The organism is Sulfitobacter sp. (assembly GCF_041552635.1).
Classification (GTDB): domain Bacteria; phylum Pseudomonadota; class Alphaproteobacteria; order Rhodobacterales; family Rhodobacteraceae; genus Sulfitobacter.
Window position 1 is genome coordinate 24,627 of the sequence record NZ_JBFEKM010000003.1, and the last position, 12,258, is coordinate 36,884.

The 12,258-nt window shown below is 56.7% G+C and carries 12 protein-coding genes; 2 read left to right on the forward strand and 10 right to left on the reverse strand.

Annotated elements, in window-relative coordinates:
• Positions 1 to 11: 11 nt before the first annotated feature.
• The 8 genes from ABYT07_RS00705 to ABYT07_RS00740 form a co-directional block, all read right to left on the reverse strand.
• Positions 12 to 383 (reverse strand): VOC family protein, encoded by a 372-nt coding sequence (locus ABYT07_RS00705; RefSeq protein ID WP_372988663.1) that lies wholly within the window; start codon positions 381 to 383, stop codon positions 12 to 14.
• Positions 380 to 1,171, reverse strand: coding sequence for an SDR family oxidoreductase (locus tag ABYT07_RS00710; protein WP_372988664.1), 792 nt, complete (start codon positions 1,169 to 1,171; stop codon positions 380 to 382). Before ABYT07_RS00710 ends, ABYT07_RS00705 begins: the two co-directional genes overlap by 4 nt.
• Positions 1,172 to 1,180: 9 nt before the next feature.
• A complete protein-coding gene (locus ABYT07_RS00715) occupies positions 1,181 to 1,948 on the reverse strand; it encodes an SDR family NAD(P)-dependent oxidoreductase (RefSeq protein WP_372988665.1) in 768 nt (255 codons plus the stop codon).
• Positions 1,945 to 3,231 carry an acyl-CoA dehydrogenase family protein gene (locus ABYT07_RS00720; RefSeq protein ID WP_372988696.1) on the reverse strand — a complete coding sequence of 429 codons (1,287 nt, stop codon included), beginning with the start codon at positions 3,229 to 3,231 and terminating at the stop codon, positions 1,945 to 1,947. Before ABYT07_RS00720 ends, ABYT07_RS00715 begins: the two co-directional genes overlap by 4 nt.
• Positions 3,232 to 3,288: 57 nt before the next feature.
• Positions 3,289 to 4,068 carry an enoyl-CoA hydratase-related protein gene (locus ABYT07_RS00725; RefSeq protein WP_372988666.1) on the reverse strand — a complete coding sequence of 260 codons (780 nt, stop codon included), beginning with the start codon at positions 4,066 to 4,068 and terminating at the stop codon, positions 3,289 to 3,291.
• Positions 4,065 to 5,357, reverse strand: a complete 1,293-nt coding sequence (locus ABYT07_RS00730; protein ID WP_372988667.1) for a 3-hydroxyacyl-CoA dehydrogenase NAD-binding domain-containing protein — start codon at positions 5,355 to 5,357, stop codon at positions 4,065 to 4,067. Before ABYT07_RS00730 ends, ABYT07_RS00725 begins: the two co-directional genes overlap by 4 nt.
• A 31-nt stretch (positions 5,358 to 5,388) precedes the next feature.
• On the reverse strand, positions 5,389 to 7,080 hold the full coding sequence (locus ABYT07_RS00735; RefSeq protein WP_372988668.1) for a class I adenylate-forming enzyme family protein: 1,692 nt from the start codon (positions 7,078 to 7,080) through the stop codon (positions 5,389 to 5,391).
• 305 nt (positions 7,081 to 7,385) lie between these two features.
• Positions 7,386 to 7,853 carry a DUF3237 domain-containing protein gene (locus ABYT07_RS00740; protein WP_372988669.1) on the reverse strand — a complete coding sequence of 156 codons (468 nt, stop codon included), beginning with the start codon at positions 7,851 to 7,853 and terminating at the stop codon, positions 7,386 to 7,388.
• A gap of 134 nt (positions 7,854 to 7,987) precedes the next feature.
• Here ABYT07_RS00740 and ABYT07_RS00745 point away from each other — a divergent pair, with 134 nt between their 5' ends.
• Together ABYT07_RS00745 and ABYT07_RS00750 are read left to right on the forward strand one after the other, a co-directional pair.
• On the forward strand, positions 7,988 to 8,470 hold the full coding sequence (locus ABYT07_RS00745) for a MarR family winged helix-turn-helix transcriptional regulator (protein WP_372988670.1): 483 nt from the start codon (positions 7,988 to 7,990) through the stop codon (positions 8,468 to 8,470).
• Positions 8,471 to 8,475: 5 nt separating this feature from the next.
• Complete coding sequence (locus ABYT07_RS00750) at positions 8,476 to 10,290, forward strand: feruloyl-CoA synthase (RefSeq protein ID WP_372988672.1); 1,815 nt, start codon at positions 8,476 to 8,478, stop codon at positions 10,288 to 10,290.
• 22 nt (positions 10,291 to 10,312) lie between these two features.
• On the opposite strand, the gene ABYT07_RS00755 is transcribed toward ABYT07_RS00750, so the two are convergent.
• Together ABYT07_RS00755 and ABYT07_RS00760 are read right to left on the reverse strand one after the other, a co-directional pair.
• On the reverse strand, positions 10,313 to 11,356 hold the full coding sequence (locus ABYT07_RS00755) for a TRAP transporter substrate-binding protein (RefSeq protein WP_372988673.1): 1,044 nt from the start codon (positions 11,354 to 11,356) through the stop codon (positions 10,313 to 10,315).
• 78 nt (positions 11,357 to 11,434) lie between these two features.
• The gene (locus tag ABYT07_RS00760; protein WP_372988674.1) at positions 11,435 to 12,217 is read right to left on the reverse strand and encodes a crotonase/enoyl-CoA hydratase family protein; all 783 of its coding nucleotides are present in this window, start codon (positions 12,215 to 12,217) and stop codon (positions 11,435 to 11,437) included.
• Positions 12,218 to 12,258 lie beyond the last annotated feature (41 nt).

The window sequence follows — 12,258 nt, forward strand, 5'->3', positions numbered from 1 at the left end:
AGCGTTTTAACTTACGCGAACTTGAAAAAGCACAGCTTGTTGCCGTCATGGTCAAGGACGTATGCCCCGTAAAAGCGGTCTGGCACGCGCTGACCCGGAGGGCCGTCGCAGGTCGCCCCCAGTTCAATCGCGCGGGCATAGATTTCGTCAACTTCGGGCTTTGTCTCGGCCGTAAAGGCCACCATTACGCCGTTGCCTGGGGTGGGGGCCTCTTTGTTGTACGGCTCGCACACTGCGATCATCGGCGTACCGCGACCTGTGCCGATCATGGCGATGCGTCCTGCATCCACCAGCACCTTGGCACCCTTGCTTTCGAACAGATCGCAATAGAACTTTTTGGCGCGCTCCATGTCGGCGGTGCCGACTGTCGTGTATCCGATCATGAGGGTGCTTTCTTTGGGTTGCGGATGTCACCAAATTGACGGTTCAGCTTGCGCATCCCGCCAATCCAACGATCATAGTTGTCGGTTTTCTTGCGCATATAGTCCAAGACCTGTGGGTGAGGAAGGACAAGGAACGTCTCGTTTCTGATCGTCTCAACGCAGGCGTCTGCCACTGGTTCAGGCTCTAACATGCCGTCCAGAGCCGCTACAGATTCCTCGTGACCACGGGTCATTTCGCTGCGCACCGCTTGCGGACAAAGCACGGAAACCTTGATGCCGTCATCGCCGTGGGTCATTGCCAGCCACTCAGCCAAGGCAACTGCCGCGTGTTTGGTCACGCCGTAAGGCGCACAACCGACCTGGTTCAGCAAGCCCGCCGCCGACGCGGTGTTCAGCAGATAGCCGCCCCCGCGTGCGGTCATGCGCGGCACCAGATGACGCGCGGCCCAGACATGAGACATCACGTTGATATCCCAAATCCGCTGCCAGTCGTCATTGGACACGTCCATACCACCAGCGGTCAAAATGCCTGCGTTAGAACAGAACAAATCAATCGGACCGATATCGGCCTCGACCGCTTCGATCATATCCGCGATCTCTTGCTCAACACCGACATTGACGCCGAACGCCACACCGTCGATGCCGTCTGCCACTTCTTGCGCACCGTCTTTGTTCAGATCGACGCAGACGACTTTCTTGGCACCTTCCGCAGCGAAACGAATGGCCATCGCTTTGCCGATACCGCTCGCGGCACCTGTGACGACGACGATTTTATCTTTCAGTTCCATATCAGCCCCTTACGTCCACAGGTTCGATCCGCCACAGACGGTCAGCGCCTGACCGGTCATGTAGCGGCTGGCATCAGAGGCCAGGAAAACGGCAAGGCCCGCGAAATCCTCGGGCTCACCCAGGCGGCGCAGCGGGATGTCGTTTTTGATGCGCTCTTCGACTTCGGGATTGTCCCACAGTTCGCGCGCAAATTCGGTGCGTACAAGGCCGGGGCAAATCGCATTAAAGCGGATGCCTTTGGGACCGAATTCAGCCGCAAGGTTGCGTACCAACCCGATCAACGCCAGTTTGGACATGCCATAGGTGCCCAGCATCACAGACGGCTTGAATGCCCCGATCGAGGACGTAAACGCCATCGAACCCGAACCCTTTTCGACCATGTCAGGGGCGACCATTTGTGCCAGCCACAGGTTAGACTGCACGTTGGCGTTCATGGTTTTCTGATAGGCATCGTCAGGGATTTCCGACGTTGGCCCGTAATAGGGGTTCACGCCGGCATTGCCGATCACGATGTCGATCTTGCCCGCAACTTCGTGGGTTTTATCAACCAGCGCTTGCAGCTGTTCTTTGTAGCCCACGTTGCAGGCCACGCCGAAGGCTTTGCCTTTGCCAAGCGCGTTGATCTCAGCCGCAGCAGCATCAAGCTGATCCTGCTTGCGCGCCGAAATCACCACCGTCGCCCCGTGTTCGGCAAGGGCCTTGGCCATCGCCAACCCCATGCCTTTGGAGGCACCGGTTAACAGCGCCACCTTTCCGGTTAGATCAAACAAAGTCATACGCCGCCCCGTGTCCGGCCTGTCGCGATTTCTTCGCGGGCGCGGGATGTGCGCAGGTTGGATTCTTTGTAATCCTTGACTTCGGCACGGGCGATAACGTGGTGGTGGACTTCATCGGGGCCATCCGCATAGCGCAATGTGCGCTGCGAGGTGTACATGCCGGACAGTGGGGACCACTGGGAAATACCGGTCGCGCCGTGAACCTGCATCGCTTGGTCGATGATGTTGCAGACTTTTTCCGGCACCATCGCTTTGATCATGCTGACCCAGATACGGGCCTCTTTGTTGCCCAATACGTCCATCGCCTTGGCAGCTTTGAGAACCATCAAACGCATGGCCTCAATCTCTATCTTGGCACGGGAAATGGTTTCCATGTTCTTGCCAAGGTCGATGATCTTTTTCCCAAAGGCTTCACGGCTTAGGCCACGTTCGATCATCAGATCCAACGCCTTTTCGGCAGCACCGATCGACCGCATGCAGTGGTGGATACGGCCAGGTCCAAGACGCACTTGCGAGATCTCAAAGCCGCGACCTTCGCCCCACAACATGTTCGCCTCTGGTACGCGGACGTTTGTGAATTTGATGTGCATGTGACCGTGCGGCGCGTCGTCGTGACCAAAGACGTGCATTGGGCCGATGATTTCAACACCTGGGGTGTCGACAGGCACAAGGATCTGCGACTGCTGGCGGAAGGGCTCTGCGTTGGGCGATGTTTTCACCATTGTAATCATGATCTTACAACGTGGATCACCAGCACCAGAGATATAATATTTCTCGCCGTTGATTACCCATTCGCCGTTTTCCAGCACGGCCGAGGTCGAGATGTTTTTCGCATCCGACGACGCCATGTCGGGTTCGGTCATCGCGAATGCCGACCGGATTTCACCCGCCAATAGCGGCTTGAGCCATGTGTCTTTCTGTTCTTGGGTGCCGATACGCTCCAACACTTCCATGTTGCCGGTGTCAGGCGCGGAACAGTTCAGCGATTCAGACGCCAGCGGGCTTTTGCCCAACTCGGCCGCGATATAAGCGTAATCAAGGTTCGACAGACCTTCGCCGGTTTCGGCGTTGGGCAAAAAGAAGTTCCACAACCCGCTTTCGCGCGCTTTCTTCTTGGCGGTTTCCAGCAGTTCAAGCTGGCCCGGCGCGTGCGACCAGCGGTCTGCGCGGCCTTCGCCAAGGCGGAAATATTCATCTGTGATCGGATCGACGTTTTCGCGGATGTGCTTGATGACGGCCGCCAAAAGCGGCTTGGCCTTCTCGGACATCTCAAGATTGTTCATTCCGGCCATTGCTTCGTTATGTGACATTCGGTGCCTCCCGGCTGTTAATTTCGGTTATTATTTGTTGACCCAATTGGGTTTGCGTTTCTCGACAAAGGCTTGAACGCCTTCTTTAAAATCTTCGGTTTTCGCCAGATCACCTTGGACAACACGGCTGTACTCAAGGCTTTCGGGCAGGCCTTCGGCCACGTTCATGCAGTTCAAAATGCGCTTGGTCGCTTTGACCGAGGATGGCGAGACAGAGCAAAGCTGCTCGGCCAGTTCCATCGCGCGTGGCATCAACTGATCGGCTGGCATCACTTCGTTGCAGCATCCCAGTTTCAGCGCTTCGGCAGCGTCGATGGTGCGGCCTGTCAGCATCAGTTCTTGCGCAGCAAGGCGCCCGATGTAGCGCGACAAACGCTGCACGCCCGACGCAGACGCAAAGAAGCCTACTTTGACTTCGGGCAGCGCGAATTTCGCTGTGTCAGCGGCCAGAATAATGTCGCAGGACAGTGCTGTTTCGAACCCGCCGCCCATCGCAAAACCGTTAACGGCTGCGATAATCGGCTTTTCCAGATCAAAGCGCGAGGACAGACCGGCAAAGCCAGTCGGAGCCAGCGTTTTCTTGGATCCACCCGACGCAGTGGCCTTGAGGTCATTACCTGCGGTAAACGCCTTGTCGCCTGCACCTGTCAGAACCGCGACCCACAGGTCTTGGTCCGCCGCAAAAGCATCCCAGCAATCGCTCATTTCTTGATGCATTTCGGCATGAACGGCGTTGTAGACTTCGGGCCGGTTCATGGTGACGATCAGGATATGACCTTTTTTCTCGGTCTTGATGAATTCATAGCTCATGTTTTCAGCCCTCCGGTGTCGATCTCGGTGAATTTGCCGCCGTTTTTCGCAAGATCGCGGAGCAATTCTGCGGGTGCAAATGCGGGGTCTTCAGCGCCCAAGCGCTCCATCACGTCCAGCACGGCTTGTGCGCCGACCATATCGCCATAGAACATCGGTCCGCCCTTGTCGGCGGGCCAGCCATAGCCGTTCAGCCAGACCACATCGATGTCGGATGGACGTTGCGCTTTGTTTTCCTCAAGGATTTTGACGGCCTCGTTGATCATCGGATAAATGCAGATTTCAATGATTTCGTCCGCAGACATCGACGAGGATTCAGCACCGGTGATGTCTTTGATCACGCCAGCGACCACGTCCGACGGGATCGGGCGGCGGGCTTCGTCATAGTCATAAAAACCGGCCTTGGTTTTCTGGCCTCGACGGTCCATTTCGCATAGCGCATCCCGGATCGGGTTGGTTGTCTTGGCCCCTTTGGACCAACCGATATCAAGACCGGCAAGGTCCGACATCTGGAACGGGCCCATCTTGAAGCCAAAGGTGTTTAACGCAGCGTCTACATCCCAGGGCATCAATCCTTTGTCCAAAAGCTTGTTAGCCTGAATTTGACGGGCGAACAGAATGCGATTGCCAACGAAACCGGGGCAAACGCCGACCAGCGCGGCGATCTTGTTGATCTTTTGCGCCAGATCCATTGACGTGGCGACGACATCATCTGCCGTGTGTTTTGCGCGTACGATTTCGAGCAATTTCATCACATTGGCAGGCGAGAAGAAGTGCAGCCCGATTACGTCTTCGGGACGTTTGGTCATCGCCGCGATTTCGTCGATGTCCAGCGCTGATGTGTTGGTTGCCAAAATCGCACCCGGCTTCATCACGCGGTCAAGTTCGGTGAAAATCTTGCGCTTCAGCTCCATGTTTTCGAACACGGCTTCGATCACCAGATCACAATCAGCAAGCGCTGCGATTTCAAGCTGGCCGTTGAAACGGTCCATCCGCGTTTCGACTTCGTCTTGTGGAAAACGACCCTTGTCACTGCTACGTTGGTAGTTGCCTCGCACGACCTTCAACCCACGATCCAGCGCTTCTTGGGTGGTTTCAACGATGGTCACAGGGATGCCAGCTGTGGCAAAGTTCATTGCGATGCCGCCGCCCATGGTGCCGGCACCGATGATGCCAACTGATTTGATCTCGCGCAGGGCAGTCCCCGCCGGCAGGTCAGGAACCTCCCATGCCGCTTTGCCAGCAGCACCGATATAGGCTCCAATTTCTTCGTCTGTGGGGTGGTTCATCTGTCTTCCTTTCAGCAAAGGCTCGGGGGGCCTAAAGTTCCAGACACGCGGCGCGGATCGCACGGCGGTCAATTTTGTCAGTAGCACCACGGGTCAAAGGCCCGTCTTGGCACCACAATTGTTGCGGTATTTTGAATTTGGCAAGGTGCCCGTCCAGATGGGTGGCCATGTCTGCGCTGGTCATCGTCTTGCCATCGCGCATTTGGATAGCGGCACCCACGACTTCGCCCAGCCGTTCGTCGGGCACGGAAAAGGCACAAGCCTCGATCACGTCGGGGTGCGTATGCAACGCCCCTTCGACATCTAGGCAGGCGATGTTTTCGCCGCCACGGATGATGATATTTTTCTTGCGATCCAGAATGGTAATGAACCCTTCTTCGTCGATCACGCCCAGATCACCGGTGCGTAGCCAGCCGTCTTGCATTGTCTCGGCGGTGGCTTCGGGTTTGTTCAGATAGCAGCGCATGTTGGCGGGGCTTTTGACGGTGATTTCACCCAATTGGCCGACCGGCACATCATTGCCGTTATCATCCAAAAACCGCAGGTCTTGCAGTGGCGGGTGCAGCTTGCCAGCCGCATTGGGGCGCTTGTTATATTCCTCGCCGACCATGCCGATGCCAAGGGCGTTGGTTTCCGTCATGCCCCAGCCGGTCGCAATTTCGGCGGCAGGGAACTGCCCTTGCAGCTGCGCGACTTGGGCAGCGGGGCGTTTCGCGCCACCAGCGCCAAGCCACGTCAGCGTGGGCAGGGTTTCACCCATCCGCTTTGCCGCCTCTAGCAGGTCGGCCGACTGGGTGGGCACGCCCAGAAAACGTGTTACTTTTTCACGGTTGATCACCCGCACAGCTTCTTCGGCATCCCATTTATGGAGCAGTGAAATTTTTGCGCCCGCAGGCAGGCTGAGCAGGAATAATGGATGCGTCGCGGTGACGTGAAACAAGGGGGTCACAACCAACCCCGACGGGCGCGGCGGTTCGGGATCACCCGGTTGTGGCGGGTTGACCAAGGGGGCCGCAACCGCCTGAATAAGCCAGCTAAACACAGCACTGACAGCGCTGCGGTGAGTTTGCACGACGCCTTTGGGTTTGCCGGTGCTGCCTGACGAATACATCACGGCGAAATCGTCATCTGTATCCAGCACGATCCCGTCGATGGGCGTATCAGGCATATCAGCGGCAAGCGCGGTCAGGGAATGATCAGTCATCCCTTCGCCGTCGCGTACACCGATCAAGCGCAGGCCAAGACGGTCTTGCAATGGCAACATCCGTTCAAGTCGCGGGCCATCGGCAAAGATTGTCTTTGCGCCGCTGTCTTGCAGGGCATAGTCCAGTTCTTCGGTGGTCCACCACGCGTTTACGAACACCACTACCGCACCGGCCGACGCGATGGCCAGCGTCAGCATCAGCAGTTCGGGATAGTTGCGCATGGCAATACCGACGCGGTCACCCTTTTGGATGCCTAATGTGTCGCGCAGCGCGTGCGACATGCGGTGCACCTGCGCGCAGAATTGATCATAGGTCCAGCGTTCGTCTTGATAGACAAGGAATTCGGCAGCGCCCCCATCATGCTGTTCGCGGCTGGCCAGCATCAATGCGGCGACTGTGCCGGGAATATTCTTGAACGTGCGGTAAGTGACACCGCGTACGTCTGCCTCGACGACCTCGAAGGTCGGGTTGGTCTGAACTGTGTGGCGAATGGCCTCTTCCATGGTCATCGCCGTCATGAACGACCACCTCGTATTGGCAGTGCTGCCGATTTCCCGGACATATGAACCCCTCCCTAAACAAGCCTTTGCGGACGCTCCTCCACGATTGTCCGCGACTCTGATTTGCGTAGCCTAAGCGTTAAAATCCCATCTGCCAATACCGCATAACGGAACGAAGTTCCGCAAACTGACATTTGGCAGGATTTAACATGGTTCTATCCTGTCTTTTGCTTTGATTTGCGCAATACGAGGGAAAACTGAACATGGCTGACCACAGAAAGAAAGCACTTCTTTGCGTGGCATCGGATTTTCACCAGCCAAAGTCAGTCAATTGCAAAGAGCGACATTTGCACCAGCCCGTTCAAGCGCGCACCGTTCCCGACAAACAAGGTTTGGTTCACCCAAGCATAGCGTTCATCGCCGGTCTCAAGCCGGGCATGGGTGCGCATATAATAGGCGTCTGGGGGGACGTCTTCGCCGCGGACCAGCGCATCCAGCACTTCTGCGGGGCCATGTCGGTAGCCGTAATTCTGGATCTCGATCGTCGCACCATCGCCGGTTTCAATGGCATAACGTGTATCAAGTTCGGTCAATCCGCTGGCAAATTGTGTTTGCCAATCGGCCCCGACGTTCAAAATTTTGCCGTTGATCAACGGGCCTTGCGCAGCGCCCCCTACAATGGGGATAATCCGCCGGGTACCGGCGCGACCGCTGCCCATATGCCGGATCGGGTCCAACGTTACGGTCAGATCGGTGATGTGGCGCAGGGCAGGGGGCGGCAAAATCGACATTATGTATTCCTAGCGGACTGTTCGTTTTTGATACTGCGTCAATCGCAGCCCCGGACGCAAGGCCATGCCTTTTTGCTTGCCAAAAGCGCCAGATCAAACTTAATGTTCGGTAACAGAACAAACCAGAGACCGGCATGACCAAGCAAAAATCACCTTTGACACCAACGCTGCACGGCGACGACCTGTCCGTCGCGATCCGCAAAAGCAACCTGCCGGATTTTACGGGATATCTGATCAAGCGCAGTTGGGTCACCATCCAACGCGATCTGCGTGAATTGCTGATGGGGTTTAACCTAAGCCAACGCAGCATGTCGGTCCTGTCTGTCGTCAGCGCGAACCCCGACATCAACCAAAGCGACGTCGCGGTGGCCCTGTCAATTGAACGGTCGGGCATGGTGGTCATCGTGGACGAGCTGGAAGATCTGGACTTGATCCGCCGCGAACGCGCGCTGACAGACAGGCGTGCCTATGCCTTGCGCACGACCCTGAAAGGAGAGCAGTTGCACGACAAGGTCAGTGCCGCGATCGTTGCCCATGAGCAGCGCATCTTTGCAAATCTAAGCGCCGCAGAACGCGAGAGCCTTCATACGATCCTGTCGAAGCTTGTTGGAAACTGATCAAAATGAGTACACCCGGTCCAGCGCTTTGGCAGCCAGAGTTTGATATTGAGCACCGCCCCGACGGCACGATTGTGATGGCGCAAAAAGGTGTGGTTACGCCATTGGCCAACAGCATACCTGAAAGACTGGTGCATTGGGCCAAGGTGGCACCTGACCGGATCTATTTGGGCCAACGAGACGCGTCGGGCGAATGGCGCACGATGCGCTATTCACAAGTTTTGACGCAGGTGCGACAGATCGGGGCGGGGTTGCTGTCTTTGGGGCTTGGCCCTGACAAGCCGCTGCTGGTGTTGTCGGGCAACGACATAGAACACGCGCTGATCGGGCTGGCCGCGCAATATGTGGGTGTTCCTTATGCGCCGATCTCGACAGCCTATTCCCTGGTATCAAGCGACCACGCCAAGCTGCGCGATATCGCATTGCTGCTAAAACCCGGCGCGGTTTTCGTCGCTGATGGGGCGGCCTATGGCAAAGCCATCGCAGCGATTGCTTCGCCGGATTTGGCGGTGATCGCGACCGAAAATCTTGCCGAAGGTCAGATAGATTTCAGGACCCTAAGTTGCACGTTAGACACTGACACTGCCGATGCGGCCTTTGCCAAATTAACGCCTGACACAGTCGCGAAATACTTGTTCACCTCCGGGTCCACCGGATCGCCCAAGGCGGTCATCAACACGCAACATATGCTGACCAGCAATCAGGACATGATCGCCGATTGCTTTCGCTTTCTGGCCGATCACCCGCCCGTCGTGTGTGAATGGGCCCCGTGGAATCACACCGCTGGCGGCAACAAGACCTTTAACATGGTGCTGTATAACGGCGGCACTTTCTATATCGATGAGGGCAAGCCGACGCCTGCCGGATTTGCCACATCCCTGCGCAATCTGGCCGATGTGCGGCCCACGTGGCATTTCAATGTACCGTTGGGCTATGAAATGCTTGTGCGCGCCCTAGAAGCAGACGCCGATCTGGCAAAATCGTTTTTTAGCCGCATGGACATGATGATGTATGCTGGTGCCGGTATGGCGCAACATACCTGGGATCAGCTCAAGGCGCTGTCCAAGCAGGCCACAGGGCGCGAGGTGCTTTTGGTGACCGCGTTGGGGGCCACCGAAACCGGCCCCTTTGCGCTGATGGGAACGGATCACCAGCCCAGATCGGGAAATGTTGGTGTCCCCGCATGCGGTGTGACCCTTAAACTGGTCCCGAACGAAGGCAAGCTGGAGGCGCGGCTGAAAAGTCCGTCGATCACGCCCGGCTATTTCGGAGCCCCACAAGCGACCGCAGATGCGTTGGATAATGAAGGGTTCTATATGCTTGGCGATGCGCTGCGCCCCGCAGACCCCGATGATCTGACCAAGGGGTTCTTTTTTGACGGGCGCACGGCGGAAAACTTTAAACTGCGCACGGGAACATGGGTTGCTGTTGGCGCGTTGCGGGCCAAGCTGGTCGATCACTTTGACGGATTGCTGCGCGATGCGGTGATTGTGGGCGAGGATCAGCCATTTCTGGGCGCGATTGTGTTGGCTGACATGGACGAACTGCGAAAGATCGCCAAAGGCGATACCTTGGCAGCCCTAATGCAAAATCCCGACGTCCGGACAGCGCTGCAAACCAGCCTGAACAGCCTTGCCGCAACCGCCACTGGGTCCGCGAATAAAATCAAACGTATGCTGGTAATGATGGATGCGCCAAGCCTTGATAAAGGCGAAGTAACCGACAAAGGGTCGATCAATCAGCGCGCTGTCATCCGCAACCGTCCCGAATTGATCCAAGCGATCTATGATGGCGGGGCAGGGGTATTCGAGGCGACCTAAAACAGGCCGCCTCGAAAATATCTTACATTTCGGATTTTTCTTTGATCAACGCCTTGGCCTGATCGATCAACGCCTGACCATCAAAACCCTTGCCTTCGGCTTCGGCTACCCAACGCTGGATCACAGGCTGTGCGGCGTCCTTGAAACGGGCAACCTCGGCTGCGTCCAGTTCGATGATGTTATTGCCATTTTTCACAGCAATCTCGCGGCCGGGGGCGTCGTAATCAAACATCACCTGAGCGGCGAATTCGCTAAGCGCGGCACCGGATTCCTGATCGATTGCGGCGCGCTGTTCGTCTGTCAGCGATTCATATTTGTCCTTGTTCATGACCAATACGATTGTCGCGGTATAAAGCGATTCAGGTCCGGTGAATTCGGTGTGGTTGCCGACCAATTCCGCCAGACGGATCGACGGGGTGACTTCCCAGGGGATCACGGTGCCTTCGACAACACCTTTGGACAGGGCTTCGGGGATACCGGGCAGGGGCAGACCGACAGGGGTGGCACCCAGTTCGGACAGCATGTCGTTGATCACCCGTGTCGGGCCGCGCAGCTTTTTGCCGGCAAGGTCTTCCAGCTTGGTAACCGGTTCCTTGGTGTGGATCACACCGGGGCCGTGCACCCATGCGCCCAGAACCTTGAGGTCCTTGTATTCGCCGCCTTGTAAATCATCCTCGACCAGCTGCCAGAACGCTTTCGACGTGGCGACCGGATCGGTCATCATAAAGGGCAGTTCGAACACTTCGGTCTTGGGGTAACGACCGGGGGTATAACCGACAACGGTCATCGACATATCAACAACACCGTCGATCGCTTGGTCCATCAGTTCTGGCGGACGGCCACCAAGCGCCATGCCATCGAAATGCTCGATCTTGAGGCTGCCGTTCGATGCGGCCTCAACCCGTTCGGCCCACGGCTTGAGGATGTGCTTTGGCACTGTCGCCACAGGCGGCAAGAACTGGTGCAGGCGCAGTGTTGTTGTCTCGGCCGAGGCAGTCGTGCCTGCAAACATGCCGCTTGCAAAAACACCTGCTGCCACGGTTTTAATCAAAGAACGTCTATTCATCGTTTCCTCCCAGAGTTGATGATGCAGCTTTTTGCTGCTTATATAATGCCGCAGGTTGCGCGACATTTTGGTGATTTACTAGCGGAATTTTGGCGCGCGCTTTTCCAGAAATGCCCGCAGACCTTCATCCGCATCGGGGCCTGATTGCGACACGGCCGCACTTAGACTTTCCACATAAAGGCCATCGGCTTTAGACATGTCGTTAATCCGGCTGATCGAATTGATCATCATGTAATTCGACATTGGCGCATTGCGCGCGATCTTGCCCGCCAGTTCCATCGCAAGCGCCAGTGCTTCCCCGTCGCCCACCGCATAATGCGCCAGACCCAGTTGAACGCCTTCTTCGGCGTTGAACTTGCGCCCTGTCAGCATCATTTCGGTCATCCGGTCCGCGCCCAAGATACGGCCCACACGCACAGTGGCACCGCCACCAACGAAAATACCGCGCCGTCCTTCTGGCAGCTGAAAGATAGTGGACGGCTCAGCGATCCGCACATGGGTCGATGTCGCCAGTTCAAGCCCGCCACCGATTGCCGCGCCAAAGATCGCGGATACCACGGGCAAGCCGCCGAATTGGATCATGTCCATCACACCATGCCAGTTGCGCGAATGGTACAGTGTTTCCTCGGTCGAGCGTTTGACATGTTCGCTAAGATCCAAGCCGGAGCAATAATGCCCTGCGGTGCCCGTCAACACCACGGCGCGGGCTTCCTTGGGCGGGTCCATGAAAAACGCCTTGAGCGCACCAAGTAAATCGTCGTTCATTGCATTGCGCTTGGCGGGACGTGTCATGGTGAGGACCGCAATATTTCCCTGCAGGTCAATGTTCAAAACATCCGGGTTGGCAACGGCTGAGGTCATCAGGGTAAAATCCTTAAAGGTCCAATTTAGGTGAATAGAAC